Annotated in this window: 25 protein-coding genes; 9 read left to right on the forward strand and 16 right to left on the reverse strand. The window is 55.4% G+C overall.

All coding sequences use genetic code 11. The features are described from left to right. Nucleotides 1-154 precede the first annotated feature (154 nt). The 3 genes from FIV00_RS13185 to FIV00_RS13195 all read right to left on the reverse strand — a co-directional run bounded on the left by FIV00_RS13185 (nucleotide 155) and on the right by FIV00_RS13195 (nucleotide 4,432). The gene (locus FIV00_RS13185; RefSeq protein ID WP_173005980.1) at nucleotides 155-1,744 is read right to left on the reverse strand and encodes a SulP family inorganic anion transporter; all 1,590 of its coding nucleotides are present in this window, start codon (nucleotides 1,742-1,744) and stop codon (nucleotides 155-157) included. A gap of 432 nt (nucleotides 1,745-2,176) precedes the next feature. Continuing rightward, nucleotides 2,177-2,494, reverse strand: a complete 318-nt coding sequence (locus FIV00_RS13190; protein ID WP_152501180.1) for a hypothetical protein — start codon at nucleotides 2,492-2,494, stop codon at nucleotides 2,177-2,179. A gap of 147 nt (nucleotides 2,495-2,641) precedes the next feature. Then, complete coding sequence (locus FIV00_RS13195) at nucleotides 2,642-4,432, reverse strand: SPFH domain-containing protein (RefSeq protein ID WP_152501181.1); 1,791 nt, start codon at nucleotides 4,430-4,432, stop codon at nucleotides 2,642-2,644. Between the two features lie 178 nt (nucleotides 4,433-4,610). Between FIV00_RS13195 and FIV00_RS13200 the strand changes: the two genes are divergently transcribed. Both FIV00_RS13200 and FIV00_RS13205 read left to right on the forward strand, forming a co-directional pair. Beyond that, a complete protein-coding gene (locus FIV00_RS13200) occupies nucleotides 4,611-5,789 on the forward strand; it encodes an aminotransferase (protein ID WP_152501182.1) in 1,179 nt (392 codons plus the stop codon). Between the two features lie 34 nt (nucleotides 5,790-5,823). Next, on the forward strand, nucleotides 5,824-6,852 hold the full coding sequence (locus FIV00_RS13205) for an asparaginase (RefSeq protein WP_152501183.1): 1,029 nt from the start codon (nucleotides 5,824-5,826) through the stop codon (nucleotides 6,850-6,852). A gap of 15 nt (nucleotides 6,853-6,867) precedes the next feature. Here FIV00_RS13205 and FIV00_RS13210 read toward each other — a convergent pair whose 3' ends face one another. Beyond that, nucleotides 6,868-7,317 carry a GNAT family N-acetyltransferase gene (locus FIV00_RS13210; RefSeq protein ID WP_209006919.1) on the reverse strand — a complete coding sequence of 150 codons (450 nt, stop codon included), beginning with the start codon at nucleotides 7,315-7,317 and terminating at the stop codon, nucleotides 6,868-6,870. A gap of 12 nt (nucleotides 7,318-7,329) precedes the next feature. On the opposite strand from FIV00_RS13210, the gene FIV00_RS13215 reads away from it, so the two are divergent. Beyond that, complete coding sequence (locus FIV00_RS13215; protein ID WP_152501184.1) at nucleotides 7,330-8,130, forward strand: dimethylarginine dimethylaminohydrolase family protein; 801 nt, start codon at nucleotides 7,330-7,332, stop codon at nucleotides 8,128-8,130. Nucleotides 8,131-8,142: 12 nt separating this feature from the next. On the opposite strand, the gene FIV00_RS13220 is transcribed toward FIV00_RS13215, so the two are convergent. Together FIV00_RS13220 and FIV00_RS13225 are read right to left on the reverse strand one after the other, a co-directional pair. Then, entirely contained in the window at nucleotides 8,143-9,513 is a 1,371-nt protein-coding gene (locus FIV00_RS13220; RefSeq protein WP_209006920.1) for a TIGR03808 family TAT-translocated repetitive protein, read from the reverse strand. Nucleotides 9,514-9,687: 174 nt separating this feature from the next. Next, nucleotides 9,688-10,161 carry a YHS domain-containing (seleno)protein gene (locus FIV00_RS13225; protein ID WP_152501185.1) on the reverse strand — a complete coding sequence of 158 codons (474 nt, stop codon included), beginning with the start codon at nucleotides 10,159-10,161 and terminating at the stop codon, nucleotides 9,688-9,690. A gap of 215 nt (nucleotides 10,162-10,376) precedes the next feature. On the opposite strand from FIV00_RS13225, the gene FIV00_RS13230 reads away from it, so the two are divergent. After that, on the forward strand, nucleotides 10,377-10,964 hold the full coding sequence (locus FIV00_RS13230) for a TetR/AcrR family transcriptional regulator (RefSeq protein WP_152501186.1): 588 nt from the start codon (nucleotides 10,377-10,379) through the stop codon (nucleotides 10,962-10,964). A 33-nt stretch (nucleotides 10,965-10,997) separates the two neighbouring features. Here FIV00_RS13230 and FIV00_RS13235 read toward each other — a convergent pair whose 3' ends face one another. After that, complete coding sequence (locus tag FIV00_RS13235) at nucleotides 10,998-11,612, reverse strand: pyroglutamyl-peptidase I (RefSeq protein ID WP_152501187.1); 615 nt, start codon at nucleotides 11,610-11,612, stop codon at nucleotides 10,998-11,000. A 6-nt stretch (nucleotides 11,613-11,618) separates the two neighbouring features. Continuing rightward, the gene (meaB, locus tag FIV00_RS13240) at nucleotides 11,619-12,608 is read right to left on the reverse strand and encodes a methylmalonyl Co-A mutase-associated GTPase MeaB (protein WP_152501188.1); all 990 of its coding nucleotides are present in this window, start codon (nucleotides 12,606-12,608) and stop codon (nucleotides 11,619-11,621) included. 174 nt (nucleotides 12,609-12,782) lie between these two features. On the opposite strand from meaB, the gene FIV00_RS13245 reads away from it, so the two are divergent. Continuing rightward, entirely contained in the window at nucleotides 12,783-13,820 is a 1,038-nt protein-coding gene (locus tag FIV00_RS13245) for a phytanoyl-CoA dioxygenase family protein (protein WP_152501189.1), read from the forward strand. Between the two features lie 56 nt (nucleotides 13,821-13,876). On the opposite strand, the gene FIV00_RS13250 is transcribed toward FIV00_RS13245, so the two are convergent. From FIV00_RS13250 to FIV00_RS13270, 5 genes are all read right to left on the reverse strand, one after another. Further along, nucleotides 13,877-14,374 (reverse strand): DUF1131 family protein, encoded by a 498-nt coding sequence (locus tag FIV00_RS13250; RefSeq protein WP_209006921.1) that lies wholly within the window; start codon nucleotides 14,372-14,374, stop codon nucleotides 13,877-13,879. 248 nt (nucleotides 14,375-14,622) lie between these two features. Further along, nucleotides 14,623-15,204: a TIGR00730 family Rossman fold protein gene (locus FIV00_RS13255; protein ID WP_152501191.1), complete on the reverse strand. Its 582-nt coding sequence runs from the start codon at nucleotides 15,202-15,204 to the stop codon at nucleotides 14,623-14,625. A gap of 60 nt (nucleotides 15,205-15,264) precedes the next feature. After that, complete coding sequence (locus FIV00_RS13260) at nucleotides 15,265-16,653, reverse strand: dipeptidase (protein WP_152501192.1); 1,389 nt, start codon at nucleotides 16,651-16,653, stop codon at nucleotides 15,265-15,267. A 148-nt stretch (nucleotides 16,654-16,801) separates the two neighbouring features. Beyond that, nucleotides 16,802-17,764 carry a cation transporter gene (locus FIV00_RS13265; protein WP_152501193.1) on the reverse strand — a complete coding sequence of 321 codons (963 nt, stop codon included), beginning with the start codon at nucleotides 17,762-17,764 and terminating at the stop codon, nucleotides 16,802-16,804. Nucleotides 17,765-17,769: 5 nt separating this feature from the next. Continuing rightward, entirely contained in the window at nucleotides 17,770-19,281 is a 1,512-nt protein-coding gene (locus tag FIV00_RS13270; RefSeq protein WP_247649416.1) for a helicase HerA-like domain-containing protein, read from the reverse strand. A 221-nt stretch (nucleotides 19,282-19,502) separates the two neighbouring features. Here FIV00_RS13270 and FIV00_RS13275 point away from each other — a divergent pair, with 221 nt between their 5' ends. Beyond that, nucleotides 19,503-19,895: a DUF2780 domain-containing protein gene (locus FIV00_RS13275; RefSeq protein WP_152501195.1), complete on the forward strand. Its 393-nt coding sequence runs from the start codon at nucleotides 19,503-19,505 to the stop codon at nucleotides 19,893-19,895. A gap of 46 nt (nucleotides 19,896-19,941) precedes the next feature. Then, a complete protein-coding gene (locus tag FIV00_RS13280; protein WP_152501196.1) occupies nucleotides 19,942-20,349 on the forward strand; it encodes a DUF4332 domain-containing protein in 408 nt (135 codons plus the stop codon). Nucleotides 20,350-20,452: 103 nt separating this feature from the next. Here FIV00_RS13280 and FIV00_RS30275 read toward each other — a convergent pair whose 3' ends face one another. Beyond that, entirely contained in the window at nucleotides 20,453-21,154 is a 702-nt protein-coding gene (locus FIV00_RS30275; protein ID WP_152501197.1) for a helix-turn-helix transcriptional regulator, read from the reverse strand. Nucleotides 21,155-21,700: 546 nt separating this feature from the next. Here FIV00_RS30275 and FIV00_RS13290 point away from each other — a divergent pair. Together FIV00_RS13290 and scpA are read left to right on the forward strand one after the other, a co-directional pair. Beyond that, entirely contained in the window at nucleotides 21,701-23,713 is a 2,013-nt protein-coding gene (locus tag FIV00_RS13290; protein WP_152501198.1) for a methylmalonyl-CoA mutase family protein, read from the forward strand. Then, complete coding sequence (gene scpA, locus FIV00_RS13295; RefSeq protein ID WP_152501199.1) at nucleotides 23,710-25,875, forward strand: methylmalonyl-CoA mutase; 2,166 nt, start codon at nucleotides 23,710-23,712, stop codon at nucleotides 25,873-25,875. The genes FIV00_RS13290 and scpA overlap by 4 nt, the downstream gene beginning before the upstream one ends. Nucleotides 25,876-25,958: 83 nt before the next feature. On the opposite strand, the gene FIV00_RS13300 is transcribed toward scpA, so the two are convergent. Both FIV00_RS13300 and FIV00_RS13305 read right to left on the reverse strand, forming a co-directional pair. Then, a complete protein-coding gene (locus FIV00_RS13300) occupies nucleotides 25,959-26,180 on the reverse strand; it encodes a helix-turn-helix transcriptional regulator (RefSeq protein ID WP_152501200.1) in 222 nt (73 codons plus the stop codon). Nucleotides 26,181-26,203: 23 nt separating this feature from the next. After that, complete coding sequence (locus FIV00_RS13305) at nucleotides 26,204-26,785, reverse strand: DUF2975 domain-containing protein (protein ID WP_152501201.1); 582 nt, start codon at nucleotides 26,783-26,785, stop codon at nucleotides 26,204-26,206. Nucleotides 26,786-26,791: the final 6 nt, after the last annotated feature.

Genomic DNA, 26,791 nt, shown 5'->3' on the forward strand with positions numbered 1-26,791 from the left:
GATTGCCGACGACAAGTGAACGCGATTGGGCAGTCAATTTCAAATACGGGCCTGGGTGCGGTTTACCGATGGGCAAAAAGCGGGTCATCAAAGAAAAGACCCGCAGAATGGTTCCGCGGGTCTCAAACGCAATTCGATTGTTGCATCTAATGCATCAGGTTGTTTTGGCCGGTTCGGGTTCATCGAACGTATGCCCGTAGTCAACCGCAATCTCGTAATCGGGATCTTCCAGGACGGAGACTTCAACAAGGTTGCCCGCCTTGTCGAGCAGACGTTGGCAATCCGGTGACAGGTGCCTGAGATGAAGGCGCTTGCCGACGGCCTCGTATTTTGAGGCCAATGCGTCGATCGCTTCCAGTCCCGAGTGATCGACCACGCGGCTGTCGATGAAGTCGACAACCACATCGTCAGGGTCGTTCTGCGGATTGAAGAGGTCAACAAAGCCGGTCGTGGAGCCAAAGAAGAGGGGCCCTGACAGGCGATAGACCTTCCAGCCTTCCTTGCTCTTACCAATGCGCGCGCTGATGCGGCTGGCTGCGTTCCAGGCATAGGCAAGAGCTGAGATGATTACGCCAACGACAACGGCGACCGCAAGGTCGGCATAGACCGTTACGCCGGTTACGATGACCATCACCAGCGCGTCTGTCAGAGGGATCTTATGGACGATCTTCAAGCTGGCCCAAGCAAACGTGCCGATCACCACCATGAACATCACACCCACCAGGGCAGCGACGGGAATTTGCTCAATCAACTGAGATGCGACAACGATGAATGACAGCAGGAAAAGGGCAGCTGCAATACCGGAGATGCGGGTGCGGGCACCGGACTTCACGTTGATCATCGACTGGCCGATCATGGCACAGCCACCCATACCGCCAAAGAATCCCGTAACAACGTTTGCCGTACCCTGGGCAAGGCATTCCTTGGAGGCACCGCCTTTCGTGTTCGTCAGGTCCGCGACGAGGTTCAGTGTCAGCAGCGATTCAATCAGGCCGATTGCCGCCAGAATGACGGCGTAAGGCAGAATGATCTGCAGCGTTTCCAGGTTCAGCGGCACCAGCGGAATGTGAAACTCCGGCAGGCCGCCTGAAATGGAGGCAAGATCGCCGACAGAGCGCGTGTCCAGATTGAAGCCGAGCACCAGTGCAGAGACAACCAGAATGCCGGCAAGGGGCGCCGGGAACGCCGTTGTGACCTTCGGCAAGAGCCAGATCACGGCCATCGTCAGGGCGATCAAACCAAACATGAGATAGAGCTGCGAACCGGTCATCCATGTCAGGCCTCCAGCACCGTCCGGAACCTTGAATTGCCCGAGCTGCGCCAGGAAAATCACGATCGCCAGCCCATTGACAAAGCCGAGCATAACCGGGTGCGGCACCATTCGAATGAATTTGCCCCATTTCAGCAGACCGACACCAATTTGAAGGATACCCATCAGGACGACGGTGGCGAACAGGTATTCCACACCGTGCTGGGCGACCAGCGAAACCATGACGACGGCAAGTGCGCCGGTTGCACCGGAGATCATGCCGGGACGGCCGCCGATGCAGGCAGTGATCAATCCGACGAAAAAGGCGGCGTAGAGGCCGACCAGCGGATTGACGCCGGCAACGAAGGCAAAAGCCACGGCTTCAGGAACCAAAGCCAGTGCGACGGTCAGTCCCGCAAGCAGCTCGGTCTTGATGCGCGAAGCATCGAGTTTTGTCGATTTCACAGGCGCAACGGCCTCGGCACGTGCGGTCAAGACATGCTCCACTTTGTATATGTTTGCTGGTGAAGGTCCGCCCAGGCCGGAAACGGCAAGACTATTGACCTAAATCAATTTAGGGCGTTGTAGTCGATTTTCCGCAATGCAGCAAGACTGTGAGCGGATAGCAGCCATGCAGTTGTCCACCCCTTGCAAGATCCGGTCACAAGGTTTCACCCTCAATTGCCCCAAGTGCCAGTCGATATCTTTGAGGTAAGTGCTTCTGTAGACCTATAAAATCTTGATCGCGCCCAAAAGCAGTGGTCTTTGAAACTCTTTCAAATTCCGCCGAGCTTGCCTCAGATGAACACTGGATTTCCAGTCTTCATGTCAATTCTTTGAAGTGCTTCAAGGGTATTCGCAACTGTTGCGACAAATCCTAGGGCAAACCAAGGCATCCAAGCCTGAATTGATTCTGAAATCTCGATGCTATTGAGCAAGAACACAAACAACGGGAATGCTTGGCAGAATTCTGGGCGCGTTTTCGTCCTCGAAGGTTTTTCGAATGACCTCGCGGCGTTTCAGGGAACGCGCGTCGTTGTCGGCAAGGAAGCAGAGATACATCGTGGCTCCCTTTTTCATGCCGAAACTGGCCGATGCGGTACTGCTGACCGCAAAGGGTTCATATCCAGAACTTGCCAGCTCCGACACATAAACAAATTCGCTTTGGCTGACCTCCTGCGAGGACACTGCCTTAATAGAGCCCAGAATCAGGATGATCGCCAAAAGTGCTTTCAAGGAATTCATTTCTTCTCCGAAATTTCCAGTCTTTGTCAGCTTTCAGACAGTCCGGTCTAAGCGTAACAATCAAAACGGATCCCAGACTTGCAACACAGGTTTGGTGGTCTCAATAACTTTGCAACGGCCCATCTTAAAGGCGTGCCTTGTTCTGAGTTATTGCTGGGCTGCAGGACGGCCGGGATTTGAAGTCTGCCCCTGAACTCCGCCCAGACTGGCGCCGAGAAGGGCTGCTGCACCTGCAAAGCCGCTGTCGCCGCCTACAACCGTATTCGGGACAAGCTTGCCAACCAGCCCAACAAGTTCAGGCTTGCGTTCCAGAGACGTCAGCAGTTTTTCAAGTGCTTGCAGCAGTGCAACACGGTCCTGGCCGAGCACATCCACCTGAGCCCGCTGGCCTCTGGCAAGTTCTTCCAGATATTGCCGTTCAGCCCGGCCAAGCGCAGCACGTTCCTGCTCACGCTGGTTTGCGACCTGAACGGCAATTTGGGCTTCCACAAGTCTTGGTTGCTCATCTGCCGTGGAGCGGGCCTGTTCGGTCTCAATGCGTTTCTGCTGGGCGTCGGTCTCGCGCTCATATGCGGTCGACAACTGATCGGCGAGCTGAACGCGCAGGCGTGACACCAGCAGTTCCGGCGGGATTGCTGGTTCACCAAGGCGAATCTCCCTGATGTCGACGCCGGCCTTGTTGCCTTCCACCTTGATCTGCTGCTCGATGGTCTGTTCAAGAGCATCCCGGTTTTCGATCAGGTCCAGCACGCGCGTCGGCCGGAGGGTATAAGTTTGCGGCTCTGTTGCGGTTCCGTCCGCATTTTTGTCCGGGACCCTGATGGAAGCGCCAGCGACATTGCGCACGATCGAGCGAATGGCCGGCGTCAGGATCCGGTTTTCAATTTCTCCCAGACCACCGACCGATCCGACAACGACAGGAGCGTTGGAAGGGTCGACCTGAACCAAAGCTCTGAGTTCAAGCGGGATGTCCCATCCTTCTACCTTGACGAAGACAGCCCGGTCCGCGGCTTCCTCAGGGATCCGTTCCTGAACGGAGCGCTCGTTTTGTTGGATATTGCCTTGCTGATCGACGGAAAGATCAATGATCCGCTTCGTGTATCCGCCCTTGTATTCCCAGGTCTGAACACGGGTGTCGACAAGCGTGACTTCATAGGCCTGACGGTTGAGGTAGTAAGCGCCCGGAAAGAGTGGGTCTTTCCAGATACCGACACAGCCACGTGGGACGAGAGGAACTGTGAGAGCTTCGCGCGAGACAGCAGACGCAGAGACTTCCTCTTCGACACAGTTGATGCCGGGTTGACTGACATTGGATTTTACAACGCCGACATGACCCGCCGGAATAATGGTCGCGTCGGTGTTCTCATCCAGGCGAATATCAAACAGGTAGCGGTTGAGGCGATATTGCCCAGGCTTCAAAACCGTTTCCTGCGGTCCGCGGATTCCCCCTTTCGTCAGGAAGCTATCTGCCTTGAGCATATCCCCGACTTCAGCATCGGGAATGGCCGGAGCCATGAACATGCCCGTCGGCATGGCGCTTCCGTCGAGGGCCGTAAGCTGTCCGTAATAGCCTTCAGGAATGGTCACAACGTCCCACTCTTCGAAGTCATAAAGAACGCGGACCAGCGGTATGAAATGAAATCCGGGACCAAGGATCTGCGCCTGCGGGCCCTTTTCTCCATCCAGCGCGATGATGCGGCCTTCAGGCAATTCCTTGAAGGCGTAAATCCGTTTCAAGTGTCCGACGCCGTTTGCGTCGACAAGAATAAAGGACGTCGACATCAGCATGAATGCGCCGATCAGTATCATGACGACACCCACGGCACGGCTGCTGACGAACCTCAAGAGACGGTGACTACCAACGGGTGCTCCGGTCCGGCGCATGAACGCGGCAGCTCCGATTACAATGGCCAGAATTCCAATGATCACGCTCAGCATAGACCGTCTCCCGCAGCGACTTCTTAATGCCGGGTATCAGATGCCGTGGTTAGGCCGGAGTCAAACCATGCTTCCATCAATCCAGTGTTCATTGCGGCAAAGCATGAGCCGAGGGATGACAAAGGGCTCGACGGGGAGACTGGTGCACAGTAGAAACGCCGGATCTGCGGGAGGAAATATGAAGCCCACCAATCCTGTCTTCACCGGTATCGATACTACCGTTTTCGAGACCATGTCCCGGCTTGCCATGGCCCATGAGGCGGTGAACCTTGGTCAAGGGTTTCCTGATGTCGATGGGCCTGAAGACATCCGTCAAAAGGCAGCTCAAGCGCTTGTTGATGGCCCCAACCAGTACCCACCGATGTTGGGTCTTCCTGAATTGCGTCAAGCCGTGGCTGCAGCCAACAAAAGGTTCTACGACCTCGATATCGACGCCGGGAGTGAAGTTATTGTGACTTCCGGTGCGACGGAAGCCTTGGCGGACTGCATCTTCGCACTGGTCTCGCCTGGCGATGAAGTTGTGCTGATCGAACCGCTCTATGATTGTTATCTGCCGCTGGTCAGGCAAGCGGGCGGAGTTCCTGTTCGGGTGAGGGTGACGCCTCCGGATTGGTCGTTGAACGAGGCGGCTCTACGCGACGCTTTTTCCGAAAAGACAAAAGCTATCCTGATCAACAATCCCATGAACCCGACAGCGAAGGTTTTTTCCGACGAGGAACTTCAGCTGGTGGCAGACCTTTGCAAAGAACATGATGCCTACGCCATATGCGACGAAGTTTACGAGCATCTTGTTTTTGATGGGGCGGCACACAGGCCGTTGATGGCTTTTGACGGTATGCGCGAGCGCACGCTGCGTGTCGGCTCCGCCGGCAAGACCTTTTCTCTGACCGGCTGGAAGGTGGGATATATCACCGGACCAGCGCCATTGATCGACCCGATTGCGAAGGCCCATCAATGGGTCACGTTCACAACTCCGCCGAACCTGCAAAAAGCCGTTGCGTTTGGCCTTGGCAAAGATGATGCCTACTTTGAAGGTCTGGTGGGAGACCTGTCCGAAAAACGGGATCGGATGGCCAGGGGCCTCAGCGACCTCGGATTTTCGGTTCTGCCATGCGCGGCCACTTATTTCCTGACCTGTGATGTCAGCAATCTCGGTCTCGGGGCGACGGATGTGGAAGTCTGTGAAACACTGGTCAAGCGCGCAGGTGTTGCAGCCGTTCCCGTGTCCGCCTTTTATGGCAGTGAAGCTCCGACCGGCTTCATCCGGTTTTGCTTTTGCAAGCGGGATGCGGTGATCGACGAAGCGCTCATGCGGCTAAGAACTTTTTTGACTGCAGTACAAACCGAATCTGCCTAGCCTGAAAAGACATGTTTTCAAGATGAGAAACTTTATGGACAATCCGGTACTGGTCGATGTCACACGCGGCAATCTCACCGAGAGCCTGCATCGTGGCTGTGTCGCGATTTCAGATGCCTCCGGCAACATCGTGTGCAGCATTGGGGATGTCGATGCGAAGGTTTTTCCAAGATCCGCGATAAAGGCCCTTCAGGCAATCCCGCTTGTTGAATCCGGTGCCGCTGACGCACTGGACCTCAGCGATGCGGAGCTGGCGCTAGCCTGCGCCTCGCACAGCGGGGAAGAAGTGCACGCCAGCTCGGCCAAGGTTATGCTGATGAAGGCAGGCCTTACCGAAGACGATCTGGAATGCGGGCCGCAATGGCCGCAGCGTATGGAAGATGCGGCAAAACTGATCCTGACCGACGAAACACCAACCGGACTGCACAACAATTGTTCTGGCAAGCATGCCGGTTTTCTGGGTCTTGCAAAGGTCATGGGTGTCGACACGCGTGGCTATGTCGAGCCTGGTCATCCCGTTCAGCGCGAAGTCCGCCTGGTGATGGAACAGCTTACAGGTGCCACTCTTTCCGAGGACGTTTGCGGCACGGACGGGTGTTCCATTCCGACCTATGCCTCACCTTTGACAGGGCTTGCACGCGCATTTGCATCCTTTGGAACAGGTGAGGGACTTGAGCCACTTCGAGCCGAGGCTGCCGAGCGGATCTACAACGCTTGCATCAATGAGCCCTATATGGTGGCCGGTGCCGATCGCTTCTGTACCAAGGTCATGGAAGGCTTTCGCGGACGCGTCCTGGTTAAAACCGGAGCGGAAGGAGTTTTTTGCGGCTCGGTGCCTGAGCTTGGCTTCGGCATAGCGCTCAAATGCGACGACGGAGCAACACGGGCCGCAGAGGTCATCATGGCCACCATTCTGGAAGCCGTACTTGAACTCAACGAGGAAGAGGCGGCGCTTCTGGACAGTCTCGTCAATCCGCCCATTTTGACACGCAGGGGCGTACAGGCGGGACATATGAAGCCGACAGACGAGTTATTGAGCGCCCTAAAAACTGCGTTGCCCTAACTGGTGTTAGAGCCTTTAAAGTTTCTTTTCCATCAGGACCTTGTTGCCGGCTCTTTGTGTCTCTTGCCAGCCTAATCGGTTGTAGAGCGCGACATTTTCCGGCATTGCAACGTGGGTCGTAAGGTGGATTGCGAGGATTTTTTTCGTTCTCGCCGCGTCTTCCACAGCGCCAATCAACGCCTTGCCAACGCCTTGTCCCTTGAAATCGGGATCAACGGCAATGTTGGTCAAATGAGAGATGCGTCCGTTGACGGAAAGAATTGCACAGCCTGCTATGCGGTTGTCGGTCTCTGCGATGAACACTTCGTTGTCGGCGATGTCCTCATCAATTCCGGCAGAAACATCCGGCAGATCGCTGAGCTTTATTCTTACTGGTGCATAGGCCCTTTCAATGCACGTTTTCAGGGCTGCTGCGTCTTGCAATTCAGCCTTTCGAATGGCTGTGATGGCAGAAGTATTGTTCATTGGAGATCCGTTATGACGCACCGCCCCGGCCTGTCATTTCAGTTTACACATGCGATTACCCGAACGCCTGCCAACAGTGTTGCCAACGGTATCCGGGCGGTCGATAGCGGTGACCCGAGCGGTGAAAAATTTCGCGAAGAGCATGAGCTCTATGTCAAGGCTCTGCAAGAGGCAGGCCTGAGTGTCGATGTTTTACCGGCGCTTGAGGCCTTTCCGGACAGCTGTTTTGTCGAAGATCCCGCATTTTGTCTGCCAAATGCCGCCATCCAGCTGCGGCCTGGAACACAGAGCCGGTTGGGTGAAGGCAAGGAGATCCGTGCCGCGCTGGAAAGTCATTTTGAAAAGGTGGAGGTGCTGCCAGGCAATGGCCATGTGGATGGTGGCGACGTACTGATGCTTGACGACACTATCCTGATAGGTCTTTCAGCACGGACCGACAGGGATGGCGCTGACGCCTTTGCGAAATTGCTGGGTGATTGGGGGTATCGCGCAGCAGTTTGCGAAACTCCCCAGGGAGTTCTTCATTTCAAGACGGCTTGTTCCACACTTGGCGACGGCGTGATCCTTGCAACACGTGTCATGGCCGAGAGCGGGTTTTTCGACGGTAGGCAGGTCGTGATTGTGCCTGAAGGCGAGGACTATGCTGCCAATGTGATCCGGGTGAACGATGTTGTTCTTGTGCCCGAGGGATACCCGGGAACGCTGGCAGCGATCGAGAAAGCTGGCTTTAAAACTGTGGTCCTGCCAACACATGAAGCGCGCAAGGTCGACGGAGGATTATCCTGTCTGTCCTTGCGATTTGCGCGTAGCTAAACGTTAACGCTTTCAAGCGGCGACCTGATTGCCGTTGACCGTCAGGTTCGAAAACTCGGAATTGTTGTTCAATTCGCCCGTGGCGCGTTCCAGCCAGCGAAATCCGTTGATGCCGCCTCGTTTCGAACCCTGGACGATGTTGCCGGTGATGACCGCAGGCCCTGCGCCATCAACGACTGTCACGGCAATACCCGTTCCGCAGTCTTTGAGAACGTTTTGTGAGGCTGTCACGTTGCGCATATAAGGACCCCATCCGAGCATCATTCCAAACTTTGGTGCGCCTTCAATAATGTTCCCGGTCAAGGCCGTATCCGCTTCTGCGGCAATACCGATACCAAAGCCGGCGACTTCCGGCGGGTAGGGACCGGTTTCGGAAATGTTGCGAATGAGATTGCCGGAACAAACCGCCATACGTCCGCCATCCATGAAATTGGCAATGGAGATGCCAGTCGTGCCACCGTCCACGATATTGTTGGAAATCACAGCACCCTGAAATCCGAATTCCGAATAGATCGCGGTCTCGCCGGACCGTAGGCATGAATTGCCGATGATTTGAACGTTCGAGCCGGTGTTCGACCGGATTGCTGAGAACGCGCAATCCGCGACCCGGTTGTTGGCGATCATCACACCGTGGGCGCGAAATACATTGATACCGTTGCCGAACTGGCCGGTACCGCCATATCTGGCGCTGATGCGTTCAACCCGATTTCCGGAGACGATTGTTCCGTCTTCGCCCTCACGCCAGCGATGGACCCAGATCCCGCCATTGGCACAGTCGGTAACAGTGTTTCCGGTTATGGCCAGGCCGGCAGCCTCGTTGGAACGCAAGCCGGCTTCCGCTGCGCCCGAAATCCGGCAGTTTTCAACCCGCCCGGAACACCGGTCCAAGACGGCACCCATTTTGGCTGAGCCCGCGATTTCGCAGTTGTCGATCACCAGATTGCGCACGCCGATGAAATGCAGCAAGCCTTCCGTGAAATCACCGATCGAGCGGTTCGCGCCGTCGAAAGTTATGCCGGTGAGACCGATATTCGTAACGCCTTCGGCGCGCACCAACTGGCCGCCCCCGCCCTGATAGACAAGACGCGTTCGCCCAGGGACACCGACAATCAGTGTGCCGGAGGGAAGGCGAAGATTGGCGACTGGATAGGTTCCTGCAGGCAAAAAGAGCGCGCGTCCGCGTTCCACCGCCCTGTTAACAGCATTTTGAAACTGAGCAGTCTGATCGTCGGCAGCATTTGGAAGCAGCCCAAGATCCGCGGAATCGATGGATCCCCTGAGGTCGGCAACTTTCATTTGCGCGGTGGCAGCTGTCCCAGAAAGGCACAGTGCTGTCCCGGCAAGAAACGTGCGGCGGCTCAGTTTTGCTAAGTCTCGTGTCATCTAACGGGCCAATTGCTTTCAAGCGTCCCACAATGGGAGGCAATGTCAGGGTTTGACCTGAACTCAGCAAAGGGCGTGCCGGAACCTGCTCTGGTGATGACGTTGAACAAGAAAAACCGGCCGGGAGGTGCGCCCGGCCGGTGTTTCAAGCGATCCTAGTGTGACAAGAGGGGATCACAGATCGCTTGGGGAGACGTCTTTGATGTCTGTCCAGTTGGTGTCGGCGTTCGTGATGTGGCCCGGGATGTCCTTGTTCCAGCGTTCCTGGATGGACTGGGAAAGGTTCAGGTAGAGCTTGCCATCAACGATCTTCCAAAGGTCGGGATCGCCATCGACTTTTACGCCCATTGCCGTACCAAAGGCACAGAAGCCACCGTACTGCGGAAGGTATTTGGCTGGGTCAGCCTTGAAAAGGTCGCGGTTTTCTTCCGAAGTAAAGCGATAGGTTGCGCCGTTATGTACTTCGGTAATCTGGAAATCGCCGGCCTGAGGAGCGCCGTTGGTGAAATAAGAGACCGGGTCGACACCGCGAAGTGCGAGGCCGGTAATCGTCGCGTTGACATCGGCTCCGGCGGCCAAGGCACCGGAAACAAGTCCAGCAAAGACAACGAGCGTAGCTGCTGTGCCGCGGATCAGGTTTTTGAACATTTCAGAATTCTCCCACGTAAGTGTTCGTGTGTTGAACAAGCAGCCGAACGAAAGAAGGTTGTAACTCACTAATTAGGAACTAATTGGTTCCTAACAACGCGTGGATATTTGTCTCTGTTCGGTATGTTTGATATAGTATTAGGAACCAATTGGTACAAAACACAAGGCCGTGATCGCACGTGACAGGTCTGTGAGTGACCCATCTTGGAGGTAGAATGGCGAGACCGCGCGAATTTGATGCCGATGAGGCGATGGACAAGGCCATGGGGCTGTTTTGGCAAGTCGGCTATGAACAGGCCTCCTTGTCTGAACTTCTTGCGGCGATGGAGATCACGAAGGGATCTTTTTACAAGGCCTTTCAAGACAAGCAGTCCATCTACCTTGCTGCACTTGAAAGATACAACGACAAGGTCATCAGCGGGACAGCTGCCTTTCTGACAGATCCAAATCAGGGATCAGGTCGTGCCCGCATCCTGGGACTGTTTGGCAAAGTTGCTGAAGAAGTCCGGCGGAACGGCGATCGACTGGGATGCTTTTTGTGCAATGCGCTTGTCGACAAGGCGGCTGAGGACGAGGAAGCGGAAGCAAAACTGCAGGCCATGGTCCATCGTCTGGAGAACGCTTTTTTTCATGCTCTGATAGATGACCAGCGCTTGAGCGAAGCAGCTGCAAGAGAAACAGCACGCGGAATTCTGTCGATCTATTTTGGTCTGAGAGTTCTGGGCCGTGCTGGTCTGGCAGGGCAAATGGCCGGCGACTGTATCCGTCAGGTCGAGCGACTGCTTGACCAGGAGGGGCGCTAGGTCCGTGGCTGCGACGACAATCGCAGATCCGTGTCAGCTGCTTTGCAAACGCCTTGCGGTCTCTTGCAGAATACGAACCGCTGCATCCTCAACACATGGGAGGGAAGGGCGCGTGTCAATCTTGCCTTTGGGAAGCGTTGGCACGTGGATGAAGATGCTTGGAATGCCTGAGCCGATGGAATCCCAAAGGGTTGCGTTGCAAAGGTAAGTACCGGCGTTGTTGGACAGCCTAACCGGTGCACCACTGCTTCTGGCCGCCTCAAGCAAGGCACGTGCTGGCAGTGTCGAGCTTCGCGATCTTTCGCCGTTAGCCTGAAGTTCCGGTTGCCTGGGGCTAACTCCGACGGCGTCCGGGCGCACTCGCACGGCCTGGTTCACGGCCCGTGTTTCAATGTTGATTGTGCGGCGTGTGCCATCAACGCCGAAATGAATGATCGCATCAGGCTTTACAGATCGGCGCAGTCGAGCCGTCTCCATTTCGCGTCCTGCCCAGCTGGTCGGCAAGACCTCAAAGACAAAGGACACACCGCGATGTTTTCGACCCAGCCGTTTTGGCAGTCGGTGCATCAACATTTCCGTCGGATTGACAGGGCTTCCGGGAAAGGGCGAAAAGCCGGTCACAAGGATTGTTTTGTTCGCTCTGCACATTGGCTCTTAATTCTCCAGACCGATCAAACCCGCCAACTCATCCACAGCAAGAGAGACGGACGTTTTTCCAGCCCTCACACTCTCTTCCAGATGATTCAGGCGGCCTGCAGTTTTCGAATTGGTCTTGAGCGCCTCCATCATGCGCTGCTGCAGCATATCCCACATCCAGGCAACCTGTTGCCGGCTGCGCTTGTCGTTCCATTCACCAGTTGCTTGCATCTTGTCTCGATAGTGAAGGACTTGCTGCCACAATTCTCGCAAGCCTTCATTCGCAAGGCCCGAGATTGTGACGACAGGCGGAGACCAGTTGGGGGACTTCGGTGCAAGAATGTGCAGAGCAGCCCGATAGTCCGAAGCTGCCGACCGGGCTCTAAGAGCACCTTCGCCTTCAGCCTTGTTGACGGCAATCATGTCCGCGATCTCAAGGACACCCTTTTTGATACCCTGAAGTTCATCCCCGGCGCCTGGCAGCATCAGAACCAAAAAGAAATCGACCATATCCGCAACAGTGGTTTCCGATTGGCCGATGCCAACGGTTTCAACCAGAATGACGTCAAAGCCTGCCGCTTCACAAAGAAGCATCGTTTCCCGTGTTTTGGCGGCAACGCCTCCGAGCGTTCCGGCGGATGGTGACGGGCGAATGAAGGCATTTTCGTCTACCGCGAGACGTGCCATCCGTGTCTTGTCGCCAAGGATCGATCCCCCAGTACGGGTGGAAGAGGGATCAACCGCCAGAACGGCGACCCTGTGACCAGCATGCGTCAGATTGGATCCGAGCGTGTCTATCGTTGTTGATTTTCCGACCCCGGGGACACCGGTTATGCCAACCCTTATGGCCCTGCCTGTCAGGGGCAAAAGATCCTGAATGAGCTGATGCGCCAGGTGTCGATGATCTGCCTTCTTTGATTCCACTAAAGTGATCGCGCGGGCGAGTGCGGCACGTTTGCCGTTTTTTAGATCCTGCAGAAGGCGAGAAGGGTCGAATGTCTGTGCCATGGTTCAACGCTTAGCGCAGGTAAAGGCAAAGGTCACTGCCGCAAAAGGGAGAACCATGACGCTTCATCGGCAAGGTGTGATCAAAATCCGGCTGGAAACTCATTCTAACTTGGCAGTTTCACCTGATGCCGTGTTAATAACATCGAATTCGATCAACGATTTTTCAGGTACAGCATGACACCCCTTTCTTATTTGAAAGCTCCGCTATGGGTTCTTGGGCTGGCAGGGACTGACAAGTCGCCTCGGAAAAACCCGCTGCTTGGCAGTGAACGCCTGAATACCTGGGGGCTGCATAAAAAGCGGGTGAAACTGGCTGCAAACATGGCTGCGGCTCGCAGGGCTCGTCTTGCACGACTTGTTGCTCCGGAAGAGCACACTTTTTTCGACGAAAACGGCTACTTTCTCGTACATGATTTCCTACCTGCCGAGGTCTACGCTCAGCTAAAGGAAGAAGTATTCAATCAGGCGCTGGAAGCACGCGAAATGCGGCAAGGGCAGGCGGTAACGCGGATGACCATGCTGCCGCCGTCGCTTCTGAGCAAAAACCCGGCGCTGGCACAAGCCGTACGCGACTCGCGCGCGCTTAACATGATCCGCTACGCGGCCTCGCAAGGCGGACATCCGCTCAGTTTTATTCAGACTGTGCTGGTTGAGCCGCAAAAGGTGAAGAAGAAAGACCCTCAGTCAGATGCACATGCCGACACGTTCCATGCCACCTCAAAAGCCTGGCTCTTTCTTCAAGACGTTGGTGAAGAGGATGGTCCCTTTTTCTTTGTGCCAGGCTCGCACAAGCTAACCAAAGACCGTCTCGACTGGGAATACGAGTGTTCGTTGACAGCGGCAAAGGATCCACGGTCACACCACGCGAGTGGCTCGTTCCGGATCAAGCGGGAAGAACTATCAGACCTTGGCCTGCCGCAACCGGTCAAGATGGCGGTTCCTGAGAACACGCTTGTGGTCGCCGATACCTTTGCTTTTCACGGTCGTACGCCTTCCGACAAGCCGACGGTTCGCTCTGAGATCCATTGGCATATGCGCCGAAATCCATTTCTTCCCTGGACAGGTGGTGACGTAAAGTCCCTTCCGTTCATTCAAGAGCGGGGTATGCCGATTTTGATGGATCTGGCGGACACGGCCGAAAAGGCACTCAAGATGCGCAACGTCTGGCGGCCTGTCGGCGAAGTCATGGTGAAATCGGAGCCACATGTTTGAAGCGGCTGCGCGAATGATTGCCAACTAGGCCGCGGCAATTGGCATCCACGCGGTTGTCAGCTCTTGGGCGTCCAAAGGATTCGCTGCATTTCAGCGTCAAACAAATCCTTGGATGGGGGCAGTTGGTCGAAAGGGCCCTGGTAGCCGGGAATCGCATAGACCAGTTGAACGTTCGGATGTCCGCGTGACTTGCAAATGGCCATGCCACGCCAAAGATTTTTGCCGACCCGGCAGTCGGAACGAGCAGTACCCACTTCAGAAAAGGTCATGCCGATGCGCTCGCCATTGGGGCCCTGCAAATGGTGCGTGACGCCATGCACGGTGCGGATCTTGCCGTTGTTGCCCTTGAAAACCTGAAGGACCTGAAAACCATCACTGTTGAATGCGGCCAGTGCCCATTCGGTGTTGTTCTCAACGGCGGTCTGAATGCCTTCCGTCGTGAATCCCGGCAAGGCGCTTTCGATCGACTTTGAGCCATAAGCAGTTTCGGGTGTGATACCGCCAACGCTGTCTTCCGTAATCTGAACAAGGGTCAGATCCGAGGTGCGAACCAAGCGCCCGGAAGTCCCGTCGAGGTCGGCAGTCGGGGAACAAGCGGTTCCAATAAGAGCAAATAGACATGCAAAAGCGACGGCACTGAAACGCATAAAACCATCTCGAACAGGGTGTTGCAGCACAATAGTGCGCGAGAATGACAGAGGACTTAGCAACTAACGTCTTGTTTGCAAAGACCGGTCGCACCCCTGTGGACAGTTCGTATCGCTTTCCGTAGCGGCTCGGCGGTATCAGGCAAGGCGGTTGGTCAGGTTTCGTCCCTCTTGATCCACTTAGGGGTTGATGGAGGACTATAATTCTCGAATTTCCCGATCAGGTCCAACGGCGAGTCGGAGATCTGAACCATGTCGCGCATCGCCTTTTTCGTGAAAGCTTCCTGGGTCTGATGATCAAGGAACGCAACCAGCTGATCGTAGTATCCTTCAATATTCAAAAATCCGCAGGGCTTTTGGTGATAGCCAAGTTGTCCCCAGGTCCAGACCTCAAAGATTTCTTCCAGAGTGCCGACGCCGCCGGGGAGGGCGATGAACGCGTCCGACAAATCAGCCATGAGTGCCTTGCGCTCATGCATGGAGCCGACAAGGTATAACTCGTTCAAACCCTCGTGGCCGATTTCCTTCTCCTGCAGCGAGCGCGGCAATACGCCAATTACCTCACCGCCTGCTTCCAGGGCGGCATCCGCGACTGTTCCCATCAGACCGACCTTGGCCCCGCCATAGACCAACCGATAGCCGTTTTCCGCAATCACGCGACCGGTCTCCTTGGCAGAAAGGCCGTAGGCCTCCTGAGCGCCATAGCTGGAGCCGCAAAAAACGCAGATGGATTTCATGAATGCCTTCTCCATGACACTGGGCCGAGCCGACCATCGGATCGGCCGTTGATCAGGTTTTCAATCTTTCGACAATTCATCGAGGACACGCGCCCACGAGCGAATGCCCTTGTGGAAGCTGGTGAGATTGTATTTCTCGTTCGGGGAATGGATTTGATCGTCTTCCAGTCCAAAACCGATCATCAGCGTGTCCATGCCCAACATGCGTTTAAAGTCGCCGACGATCGGGATTGACCCACCCATGCCGATGAGGGCTGTGTCCTTGCCCCATTCGTCGTGCAGCGCTCGTTTGCCTTTTTCCAGGGCGGGCATGTCGAAATCAAGCCTGAGGGCCGGGCTGCCGTCTTTCGCAATGAACTCAACACTGCAGTCTTCAGGGATTTTTGAACGCACATAGGCCCGGAATGATTCCTGAACCTTGTCCGGGTCCTGATCACCGACAAGGCGGAAAGTGAACTTGGCGTGCGCTTCCGCCGGGATCACGGTTTTCGAGCCGGCTCCCTGATAGCCGCCCCACATGCCGTTCACTTCAACGGTTGGCCGTGTCCAAAGATGCTCCAGCGGTGTTCGATCGTTTTCTCCACGTGGATATTTCAGACCGACATCGCCGAGGAATTCCTCGACCGAGAAACCGAGTGTTTCCCAGAGTTCTTTTACATTTTCCGGCATTTCGATGACGCCGTCATAGAAGTCGGGCAGGGTAACCTTGCCGTTTGCATCATGAAGACCTGCAATAACATCGGCCACAATGTGGTTGGGGTTCTGTGCGGAACCGCCATACATGCCCGAATGGAGATCCCGGCTGGCGGCCCTGACGATGATCTCATCCCCAACCATGCCACGCAGCATGACTGCAATGGCCGGTGTCTCAGCGTCCCACATTCCTGTGTCGCAGACGAGGGCGAGGTCGCAAGACAGTTCGTCCTTGTGTGACTGCAGGAAGGGTTGAAGAGAGGGAGAGCCGGATTCTTCTTCACCTTCGAACAAGATGGTCACATCAACGGGCAAGTCGCCTGTTTCGGCGATAAATGCACGTGCGGCTTCAACGAAGGTCATCAACTGACCTTTGTCGTCAGAGGAACCTCGAGCAACAATGATCTTGGTTCCATCATCCTTGGTTTCGATGCTGGGCTCAAACGGGTCATTCTTCCAAAGCTCGAGCGGGTCCACCGGTTGCACGTCGTAGTGCCCGTAAAAGAGTACGTGCGGCCCTGGCTTTCCGGATTTCTTGTGGCCGACGACCATGGGATGTCCCGCCGTATCCCGCACAGACGCTTCGATGCCGATTTCCGTCAGCTCCTTCGCCAACCATTCTGCGGCGTGGCGGCATGGCGCCTTGAACTCAGGATCGGTGGAGATGCTCTTGATCTTCAGCAGGTCGAAGAGACGGTCAAGACTGGTGTCTAGGTTGGCGTCAATGCGCGCCAGAACCTTGTCGATGGAACTCATAACGGATCCCCGATATTGGAACAGATTGCACAAAGCCCGAGGGACTCAGGCTCCTACAGAAACGCCTAACAGGCCACAACCGAGCGGTCAGCGCAATTGGATATTCCATTGAGAAGCCGGCTTGTGCCGAATTCTTGCAAGATTGCGATCAGCGTGTTCGGCTGTTTGCCGCCTTCTTCTCCAGAAGATCGTTCGCAGTCAGTATGACTTCCACGCGCGTGGGACCAATCCTGTCTTCCAGCCTTGCGGACAGCTTGTCTCTATACGCATCGATCTCATGGGCAAGCACAGCTCGCTTCGGATCTAGGTAGACGGCCACAAAGTGCATGCGTCCAGCCTGAAGTACGGCAGCACGGTGAAAGTGAAAACCATATTCACTCGCCAGGTCACGGGCAGTACGGGTGGCTTTGGTGTGAGTGCCGCTTGGTGCACTGACCCCTGCGAGATCAGCCAGGGTTTTGCGAAAGGTAGAGAGCGGTTGCCAGACGATGGCGAGGATCAGAACCAGGACGATGACTGCGTCGCCGATCGGGACGTATGGAGCCAGCGGGGTCTCTTCGAGGAACGGTAGAGATAAAAGCGCTGCCCCGGAACCAACACTCAAAGCGCCGTCAATGAGGGCAGCCCGTGCTTCTGTGCGCAGTATTTCGCTGCGACGGCCGGTTATGCGGTAGGCGCGATGAAAGTTGTAAGCCAGCCCCAGGCAGATCGCGACGATGACAACTGCGTATATGGCAATCGGTCCAAAGACGAGTTCGGGAACCGATCCACCGCTGAAGAAGGTCCAGATCTTGGTGCAAGAGATGATGGCAGCAAAGACCAGCACGCCAATCAGGATCAGACTTCGAAAGGTTACATAAAGAACCTCGTCGAAGTCCTGTCCCCAGGGACGGCTCCGCGTTGGCGGCAATCCGACCCTTGCGCCAATCCGCGCCGCAGCAATGGCCGAGACAAAATTGACTGCAGAATAAAGACCGTCCACGAGCATGGCGTCCGATCTTGACAACCATGCGGTCAAGATCCCGGCTGCTGCCATGAAGAGATTGGACCATTTGGAAATGCCAAGCGCTCGACGCTCAACGTCATTCGGCGAAGATGACTTGGCAGGCATTTGTGTCAGTTGCCACGCTTGAGAGAACCGAGAAGTCCTCTCACCAGAGCTTTTCCGAGTGAGGTGCCCAGGCTTCTTGCCGCAGACTTGAGCCCTGCTTCCAGCACGGTATCGCGCTGACTGCGGCGCCGACTGCTGCGTTGCCGACTGTCCTTGCGCGGCCTGTCATCGCGGCCAAAGTCAGGCAGTTGAAATCCGGATCGGGACCGGCGGGGCTCGCCATGTTTTTTGGCGTAGCTGTCTTCCTTGTCGCGGCGGCGCTGCTCCTGTCGCTGCTCTTCTTCTGCCCGGCCCATGAGGATTTCGTAAGCTGACGTTCTGTCCCTGGTGCGTTCATAAAGACCGAATATCGGACTGGACTGGATCAAGGATCGACGTTCGCCCTTTTTGATCGGGCCAAGGCGTGATGAGGGGGGCCGTATGAGCGTGCGCTGTACGATTGACGGAATGCCCTTGCCTTCCAGCGTTGAGACCAAAGCCTCGCCGACGCCGAGTTCAGTGATGACCCGTTCCGTGTCGAGGTCCGGGTTTGGCCGGAAGGTTTCTGCCGCTGCCCTGACGGCTTTCTGATCTCTTGGTGTAAAGGCTCGAAGGGCGTGCTGCACACGGTTGCCAAGCTGAGCCAACACTGTTTCGGGAATGTCGAGGGGGTTCTGCGTGACGAAATAGACGCCGACACCCTTTGAGCGTATCAACCTCACGACCTGCTCGACTTTTTCAACAAGAGCTTTGGGGGCGTCACTGAAAAGCAGGTGGGCTTCGTCGAAGAAGAAGACAAGCTTCGGCTTTTCCGGGTCGCTGACTTCCGGCAATTCCTCAAACAGTTCAGACAGCAGCCACAAGAGAAAAACGCCGTATAGGCGAGGGGATGTCATCAGCTTGTCAGCCGCCAGTATGTTGACGATGCCACGTCCGTCTGGAGCCGTGCGGATGAAGTCACGGATGTCGAGCGCGGGTTCCCCGAAGAAATTTTCGCCGCCCTGGCGTTCAAGAACCAGGAGGCGGCGCTGAATGGCGCCGACGGACGACTTGGAAACATTGCCGTAAACGGTAGAAAGTTCCGATGCCCTTTCTGCAACATGGGCAAGCATCGCGCGCAGATCCTTCAGATCCAGGAGCAACATGCCTTCGTCGTCAGCAATTTCGAACAGGACGTTGAGCACACCTTCCTGCGTGTCGTTGAGTTCCAGAAGGCGGGCCAGTAGCAGCGGCCCAATTTCAGAAACGGTCGTGCGGATCGGGTGACCCTGTTCGCCCAGCAAATCCCAAAAGACGGACGGAAAAGCCTTGTATTCGTAACTTTTGCCCAATCCGACTTCCTTGGCGCGCTTTTCCAGGAAGTCCTTTGACACACCTTCGGCGGCAAGACCGGACAGGTCGCCTTTGATATCGGCACAAAACACGGGCACGCCGGCCTTTGAAAAACCTTCTGCCAGAATCTGCAGGGAAACGGTTTTCCCGGTACCGGTAGCGCCGGCGATCAGGCCGTGTCGGTTTGCAAGTTTCAGAGCCAGCATTTCGTTCTTGCCGCTTGAACCGATAAAGATACTGTCCTTTGCCTTCACGTCTCACCGACCCCCTTCGAATCCGAATGATTTGTGCCAGCCTAGCAAAGCCTTTTCAAAAATGCGCGCACGCGATGTGTTATCCCATCGACGGAACCAATTTCGGACCTGTATAGAGGTGTCTGACTCGCACCTGGAAGTCCGGGGTGCAGGAAACGTTTTAGGAGAACGACATGGAAGAGCTCATCAATCGCATCATGGCCGCAGCAGGAATCGACGAAGGCCTGGCGACCAATGCTGTCGGCATAATTCTCGGCTTCCTGAACAAGGAAGGCCCTGAAGACAAGATGCAGCTCATTTTTGATGCTCTCCCCGGTGCCCAGGCCCTGGTCGAAGCGCGCGAAGAAAATGGCGGCGGTGGGGGGCTCCTGGGTGGTCTCGGCAGCATGATGGGCGGTGGCATGGGCGCCATGGCAGCACTCAATGAGTTGAATAGTGCCGGTCTGGATATGGATGGCGTTCAAAGTGTTGCCAAAGAACTCATTTCCTATGCTAAGGAAAAAGCGGGGGACGATGTTGTGGATGACGTGGTTTCACAAATTCCGGGGCTGAGCCAAATCCTATGACTGTCCCAGGGTTCGGTTGCCGGTTGATTTAGGGAGTACTGTGCGGATGGCTTATTCCATCGACGAAATCGAGGGCATCGGCCCGACATATGCCGCCAAGCTTGGTGAGCTCGGCATCAAGACGACCGAAGCTTATCTTGAGCGTGCCAAGGACCCGAAGGGCCGCAAGGCGCTCGAAGACGAGACAGGCATTGAAGGCAAGCGCATTTTGAAATGGGCCAACATGGCCGATCTGATGCGTATCAGCGGTGTTGGGGAAGAGTATTCTGAACTTCTGGAGGCCGCTGGCGTCGATACGGTGAAGGAACTCAAGCACCGCAATGCAGCCAATCTTGCGGCCAAAATGCAAGAGGTCAACGAGGACAAGAAACTCGTGCGCCAGGTCCCGAGTGAAACACAGGTTACCAAGTGGGTGGAGCAGGCGAAAGAACTGCCACCTATGATGAGCTATTAAGAAATCGCGATAGTGAACTGATTAAAAAAGAGAAAGGCGCGCAAATTGCGCGCCTTTTTCGCTGTGTAATCGTGCCCAGCTTCGCTGGTTTGATCACAGAATTCTAAACGCTGATCTGCCCGTAGCGCAGTGCCTCGACAACGGTGTGTGTCTTGTTGGAGGCGTTCAGTTTCACGCTTGCGTTTTGCAGGTGGGCATGAACGGTGCGTTGTGAGATATCCAGAACGTCGGCGATTTCACCGGCCGTTTTGCCATAGGCCGTCAGTTCCAACACCCTGCGTTCGCGCGTCGAAAGAGCTCCCGGACGCTGTCCGGAAACGACACCGAGTTCGCGCAACCTTGAGAAGGCTGCAGCAGCAAGGACTTCCAGATTTGCAAGGTCATACTTGTTGACCTGAAGCGAAGGACCGCTTGCAAAGACAAAGGCTTGGAACGGATAAAGCTCGGTTACGGGAACAACGACAATCTGGCTGCCTTCACCTGCGGATGCGAGTAGATCGGAATGTTCCATATCGCCGGCGGTGATGGTCCAGACGCGAGCCCTGTTTGAGCCGAGACCCAGCATCAATGCGCTGTCATTGGCTGAAAGCGAAGTGCTTTCAATGCCGTCATTGCGCTGATCGGGCCAACGGAAGCGCTGCACCAGATTGTCGATCGGCCGATTTGGCATTGGCAGACCGGTAATCAAAATGTGGGTCGCCCCCATGCGGCGCAGATTTGACTCAAGAATGTCGAGCACGTGGTGCGCTGCGTTGGCTTCAGAAATTGCTCTCAGTTTGCTCTTTAATTCCGTCTGATCAAGCATTGTGCACATCCTTTGCGGCTTTTGCGCCGCTTTTTATGCGAACGAAGGGCGCAAGCCGATTTCGTCCGCCGATGGGTTAGTAACGCGTTCTGCCTAAACCCTGTCGAGAAGAGGACTGAACCCGAATGCCGCGCACTTATTATAAGGGTAGAACTTCCCATGCGTCGGCACCATTACGCTACAATACAATTGTTGTTCGTACCAATAGGGAAAACTGGCAAAGTTTGCTTATTCCGCCAAAAAATTGGCAAGTTACTATGCATCGATGCAATTTATGTTGCCTGGCTTGAAAGATGTCGATCTGAAGCGACGAAAGATCGATTCAGAACTTCTAAAAAACTTGCTGCCGGCAACCGGAACTATTGATGGAAAGGCAGCAAACTTTCTTCTCGTGTTCGCACTTATGCACGCTGGGTCGCCTGTCGACAGCTTGTTGCAGCTGCGAACCTACCCTTTCTGCTGAGTTGCCAAGCCTTGTTGGGTGCGACTAAAACGAGACCAGCGACCGGACCATTCAAGCGGGTAGCCGGTCAGGGAGAGTTTGAAATGCCGAACAGTTTCACTGGACCCGACAGCTTTTACAGCGCCGATGAAAACGACTGGTGGGCATCCGTCGACAAGGCACTTAAGGGGCAGTCAAGAGACCGGCTGTTTGGGCAGACTGAAGACGGTTTTGACACGGCGCCGCTCTATCCACGGCGTTCTGATACGGCAGCGAAATTGTTGCGCGCAGGCAATGCTGACTGGGCGGTCGTCCAAAGGATTGACATACCAGACCCTTCCCAAGCCAACCTGCAGATCCTCGATGACCTCAACGGTGGCGCGAGCGGTCTTGATCTTATTTTCTTCGGAGCACCGAGCGCTTATGGAAGCGGCATTCATGTGGAAGGTCTTTCATCCATTGAAACGCTGCTGAAGGACGTTCAACTGGACCTGATCAGTCTCAGGTTCGACGCCGGTCGGGAGAACATACAGGTTCTTGCAGCGTTGTTCGCCCATCTGGAAAAGCAGGGACTTGATCCAGCGACTGTGAACATCACAGCCGGGTTCGATCCCTATAGCTGGATTGCAGAGAACGGCGTTGCGCTTGACGATATGGAAAATGTGTTTCGGCATTTCCGTGACGCTGTCGGATCTGCGCACGAGCTGGGCAGCCCGGCTCGCCTGATGAAGGCGGACGGACGGGTCTGGCATGAGGCCGGGGCAACTCCAGCTCAAGAGCTGGCACTTGTTCTGGCTTCCGCGGCTGCACATCTTCGGATGCTGGAAGACACGCAACTCCCTCCCGAGGGCTGGCCGAACCGCATCTCAATGAGCCTGGTTGCCGAAGCCGATCAATTCGGAACCATTGCGAAAGCTCGCGCCATCCGCGCGCTCTGGGCCTGTGTTCTGGAGGGTGCCGAGTTGCCACAAAGCCCGATGCAGCTGCACATGTGCACGTCTTTCCGAATGCTCACGCGAAGGGATCCCTGGGTCAACTTGCTAAGAAATACCGTTGCAGCCTTTGCTGCCGGTGTTGGCGGTGCAGACAGCATCTGTGTGCTGCCACACACGCTCGCAGTGGGCTTGCCTGACGCATTTGCGCGCAGAATTGCACGCAACACCCAGTCGATCTTGCTTGAAGAGAGCAGCCTTTCAAAAGTCATGGACCCATCAGCGGGATCGGGTGCGATTGAAGGCAGAACGGATAATCTGTGCGAAGTGGCCTGGAAACTATTCCAGGAAATCGAGGCTGCTGGCGGACTTGTCAACGCAATTCGATCTGGTTTTGTGCACGACAAGATTGAAGCTGCGAGAACAGATTTGCAGGCGAAAGTCGCGCGGAGAAAGAGGCCAATTACCGGTGTCAGCGAGTTTCCGGATCTCTCAGAGAAGGCTGTCGAGGTTCTTCAGGCCACATCTCAGGACATAGCAGACTTGGAGGCACCTCCACAGGAATTGCCGGAACCGGGAACCGGCGAGCGGCTGAATGCTGTGAAAGCTCTGGCGTTGCAGGGGCACTCTCTTCGCAAGCTTGGAATGCGTCTCGATCTTGTGCCACGCGACACTTCGCTCAGAACATTGGAAACGGGACGGATCGCAGAACCTTTTGAGCGTCTACGCTCAGACGCTGAAGACTATGAAGCGCAGAACGCAGCTCCGCCTAAAGTGTTTTTGGCGAGCCTTGGAAGCCTCGCACAGTTTACGGCACGAGCGACCTGGACCGCGAATGCCTTTGCCGCTGGCGGAATAGAGTCTGTTGGCCCGCAGGTCTTTGAAACGCGCGAACAACTGATTGCGTCTTTCAAGCAAAGCGGCGCACCTCTGGCATGTCTGGTATCATCGGATGCGGTCTATGAGGCAGAGGCAGAAGCCGTCGCTGTTGGGCTCAAGGAAGCTGGCGCGACACATCTTTATCTGGCTGGTAAACCCGGCGAGCGGGAAAAGAGCTACACTGAAGCTGGCATAGATACATATCTTTATGCTGGTTGCGATCTGCTTGCCTTGCTTGAAACAGCGCATGGGCGTCTCACCAAGGCCGCCGACACCGCGTTGACAGATCTGGAGGTCCGGGGATGAGCAGGATCCCGAATTATTCCGACAAACCGTTCCACAACGTGTTGCCGAATGTTGAAAAGGCTGGCCAAACGGCTTGGAAAACGCCAGAAGACATCGACGTGCCACCGGTTTTCGAAGCAGTGGACGCCGAGGGCCTCAAGCACATAGATACCTGGCCGGGTTTAGCGCCATATCTGCGCGGACCATATCCGACAATGTATGTCCAGCAGCCCTGGACTGTGCGCCAATACGCAGGCTTTTCAACGGCAGAAGATTCCAATGCTTTTTACAGGCGCAATCTTGCGGCGGGTCAAAAAGGGTTGTCGGTCGCGTTCGATCTCGCCACTCACAGGGGATATAACAGCGATCATCCCCGTGTTTCGGGCGATGTCGGCATGGCCGGTGTGGCCATCGATTCCATTTATGATATGCGTACGCTCTTCTCTGGAATTCCGCTGGACAAGATGAGCGTGTCCATGACCATGAATGGGGCAGTTCTGCCCGTTCTGGCGCTTTATATCGTGGCTGCCGAAGAGCAGGGTGTCGCGCAACAGGATCTTTCAGGCACCATTCAGAACGATATTCTGAAGGAGTTCATGGTCCGCAACACCTATATCTATCCTCCGCAGCATTCGATGCGGATCATCTCGGATATTTTCAGCTACACCTCGCAGAACATGCCGCGGTTCAACTCGATCTCCATCTCCGGCTATCATATGCAGGAAGCGGGTGCGACGGCGGATCTGGAACTTGCCTATACGATTGCCGATGGAATCGAATATGCCCGTGCCGGGGTGGCCGCAGGCATGGATATTGACCGTTTCGCGCCGAGGCTATCGTTCTTCTGGGCGATTGGCATGAACTTCTTCATGGAAGTTGCCAAGCTGAGGGCTGCACGCCTTATCTGGGCGACACTAATGGAAGAAAACTTCCAACCGAAAAACCCGAAGTCTTTGTCCCTGCGCACCCATTCGCAGACATCGGGTTGGTCGCTGACAGCTCAGGACGTGTTCAACAATGTGGTTCGCACATGCGTTGAAGCGATGGCGGCAACACAAGGACACACCCAGTCCCTGCACACCAACGCGTTGGATGAAGCCTTGGCGCTGCCGACTGACTTTTCGGCACGCATTGCCCGCAACACACAGTTATTCCTGCAACAGGAAAGCGGGACGACCAAGGTGATCGACCCGTGGGGCGGTTCCTTTTACGTTGAAAAGCTGACGGCCGATCTGGCCGAGAAAGCAATGGCTCATATCCGCGAAGTGGAAGAACTTGGCGGAATGGCAAAGGCGATTGAGAAGGGCATTCCGAAACTACGCATCGAGGAGGCCGCAGCCAAAACGCAGGCACGGATCGATAGCGGTACTCAGACAGTTGTCGGTGTCAATAAATTCAAACCTGAAAACGAACCCCCGATCGATGTCCTGAAGGTCGACAATGCCCAAGTCAGGGCCGCCCAGATCGACAAACTGAGGCGGCTGCGCGAGGAACGGAACGAGACTGAGACACAGGCTGCTCTTGAAGCCCTTACCAAGTGCGCAGAAACCGGCGATGGCAACCTGCTGGACCTTTCCGTCAAGGCCGCGCGTGCGATGGCAACAGTCGGCGAAATCTCCCTCGCCATGGAAAAGGTTTTTGACAGACACAAGGCCGAAATCAAGTCTATTGCCGGGGTCTACAAACGGGAGGCAGGCGAGATGTCCGGAACCATGGACAAGGTGCAAAAGCTGGTTGAAACCTTTGAGGACAATGACGGCCGTCGCCCGCGTATACTTGTCGCAAAGATGGGCCAGGACGGCCACGACCGTGGACAGAAGGTGATCGCTTCGGCCTTCGCCGACCTTGGTTTTGATGTCGATATCGGTCCCTTGTTCCAGACGCCCGAAGAGGCCGCCCGTCAGGCTGTTGAAAACGACGTTCATGTCGTCGGCGTTTCATCGCTCGCGGCAGGTCATCTGACGCTGGTTCCAGCTCTGAAATCCGCACTTGCACAAGAAGGGCGAGAAGACATCATCATCGTAGTTGGCGGCGTTGTCCCGCCGCAGGATTATGATGCCCTTTATGAAGCTGGCGCAGCTGCGATCTTCCCGCCGGGAACGGTTATCGCCGAAGCTGCGGTTGGCCTGATCGGTAAGCTGAATGAGCAGTTGGGATACGGATCGGCAGAAGCTGCCGAATAGCATCACGGATGTATGACGGTTTTGCTGCCCAGGCAGGACCGGGCAGCTGAAACATGCATTTTTGAGGTCTCCTCAAAATGCGCTCAAGTTCCGCTTTCAGGGTCAGGCTCATAGATCAGAATGTCGCCGGGCTGGCAGTCCAGCACTTCGCAGATTTTTTCAAGCGTTTCAAACCGCACACCCTTTACTTTGCCGGATTTGAGCAGCGAGACATTCTGTTCCGTAATTCCAATGCGCTCGGCCAACTCCTTTGAACGCATCTTGCGACGGGCGAGCATGACATCCAGTTCAATGATGATTGGCATGATGGGTTCCCGGTGCACCGTTGCTATATTATTTGTCTGTTTTCTTCTGCAAGCAGAGCGGCCTCGCGCATGATCCATCCGAACAGGAGCAGGAGCGCTCCGAGAATCATGCAAAATATTTCCTCACCATCAACGGTGACGTCAACAATCCTTTCGCCTTCGGCGAAGTCCAGCGTGAGGATCAGCCAGGCGACAGGTTCACTGGCCACGTCAAAAAGCGCATACGAAATGAGCCAGATACCAAGCACTACGATGGCTTCTGATGTCTTTGAAGAAAAGAACTCCAGATTTTGAAACTGCAGACACAGGTTTCGTAAACTCCAGAGCGCGCCAAACAAAAGTGTGAGCGTGACCACAACCAGTGTTGTCAGAGCTAACCGCATTCCAATTGGCATCTCAGCAAGCAACCGTTCTGTTTCATCGATAGAAACGGTTGCGAGGCCTAACAGTGTTCCGAATGAGGGAACCAGCAGGGAGGCAACGCTAATAAGGGCGACAATCGCCAGGCCGAACACGCAGACCGAAACGCCCCATTTCAAGGACCCTGCGAGAAACCGAATGCGTTGTAGGCGTAAAGGCTCGCCAGTTGATCCAGCTCTGGTCATCTGATT

This window comes from Labrenzia sp. THAF82 (assembly GCF_009363435.1).
In the GTDB taxonomy this organism is placed as follows: domain Bacteria; phylum Pseudomonadota; class Alphaproteobacteria; order Rhizobiales; family Stappiaceae; genus Roseibium; species Roseibium porphyridii.

Bases quoted from the DNA above. Each gene is read 5' to 3' on its own strand.
- FIV00_RS13190 (WP_152501180.1), bottom strand. From the start codon at position 2,494: ATGAATTCCTTGAAAGCACTTTTGGCGATCATCCTGATTCTGGGCTCT.
- FIV00_RS13195 (WP_152501181.1), bottom strand. From the start codon at position 4,432: ATGCTGAGCGTGATCATTGGAATTCTGGCCATTGTAATCGGAGCTGCC.
- FIV00_RS13200 (WP_152501182.1), top strand. From the start codon at position 4,611: ATGAAGCCCACCAATCCTGTCTTCACCGGTATCGATACTACCGTTTTC.
- FIV00_RS13205 (WP_152501183.1), top strand. From the start codon at position 5,824: ATGGACAATCCGGTACTGGTCGATGTCACACGCGGCAATCTCACCGAG.
- FIV00_RS13210 (WP_209006919.1), bottom strand. From the start codon at position 7,317: ATGAACAATACTTCTGCCATCACAGCCATTCGAAAGGCTGAATTGCAA.
- FIV00_RS13215 (WP_152501184.1), top strand. From the start codon at position 7,330: ATGACGCACCGCCCCGGCCTGTCATTTCAGTTTACACATGCGATTACC.
- FIV00_RS13220 (WP_209006920.1), bottom strand. From the start codon at position 9,513: ATGACACGAGACTTAGCAAAACTGAGCCGCCGCACGTTTCTTGCCGGG.
- FIV00_RS13225 (WP_152501185.1), bottom strand. From the start codon at position 10,161: ATGTTCAAAAACCTGATCCGCGGCACAGCAGCTACGCTCGTTGTCTTT.
- FIV00_RS13230 (WP_152501186.1), top strand. From the start codon at position 10,377: ATGGCGAGACCGCGCGAATTTGATGCCGATGAGGCGATGGACAAGGCC.
- FIV00_RS13235 (WP_152501187.1), bottom strand. From the start codon at position 11,612: ATGTGCAGAGCGAACAAAACAATCCTTGTGACCGGCTTTTCGCCCTTT.
- meaB (WP_152501188.1), bottom strand. From the start codon at position 12,608: ATGGCACAGACATTCGACCCTTCTCGCCTTCTGCAGGATCTAAAAAAC.
- FIV00_RS13245 (WP_152501189.1), top strand. From the start codon at position 12,783: ATGACACCCCTTTCTTATTTGAAAGCTCCGCTATGGGTTCTTGGGCTG.
- FIV00_RS13255 (WP_152501191.1), bottom strand. From the start codon at position 15,204: ATGAAATCCATCTGCGTTTTTTGCGGCTCCAGCTATGGCGCTCAGGAG.
- FIV00_RS13260 (WP_152501192.1), bottom strand. From the start codon at position 16,653: ATGAGTTCCATCGACAAGGTTCTGGCGCGCATTGACGCCAACCTAGAC.
- FIV00_RS13265 (WP_152501193.1), bottom strand. From the start codon at position 17,764: ATGCCTGCCAAGTCATCTTCGCCGAATGACGTTGAGCGTCGAGCGCTT.
- FIV00_RS13270 (WP_247649416.1), bottom strand. From the start codon at position 19,281: ATGCTGGCTCTGAAACTTGCAAACCGACACGGCCTGATCGCCGGCGCT.
- FIV00_RS13275 (WP_152501195.1), top strand. From the start codon at position 19,503: ATGGAAGAGCTCATCAATCGCATCATGGCCGCAGCAGGAATCGACGAA.
- FIV00_RS13280 (WP_152501196.1), top strand. From the start codon at position 19,942: ATGGCTTATTCCATCGACGAAATCGAGGGCATCGGCCCGACATATGCC.
- FIV00_RS30275 (WP_152501197.1), bottom strand. From the start codon at position 21,154: ATGCTTGATCAGACGGAATTAAAGAGCAAACTGAGAGCAATTTCTGAA.
- FIV00_RS13290 (WP_152501198.1), top strand. From the start codon at position 21,701: ATGCCGAACAGTTTCACTGGACCCGACAGCTTTTACAGCGCCGATGAA.
- scpA (WP_152501199.1), top strand. From the start codon at position 23,710: ATGAGCAGGATCCCGAATTATTCCGACAAACCGTTCCACAACGTGTTG.
- FIV00_RS13300 (WP_152501200.1), bottom strand. From the start codon at position 26,180: ATGCCAATCATCATTGAACTGGATGTCATGCTCGCCCGTCGCAAGATG.
- FIV00_RS13305 (WP_152501201.1), bottom strand. From the start codon at position 26,785: ATGACCAGAGCTGGATCAACTGGCGAGCCTTTACGCCTACAACGCATT.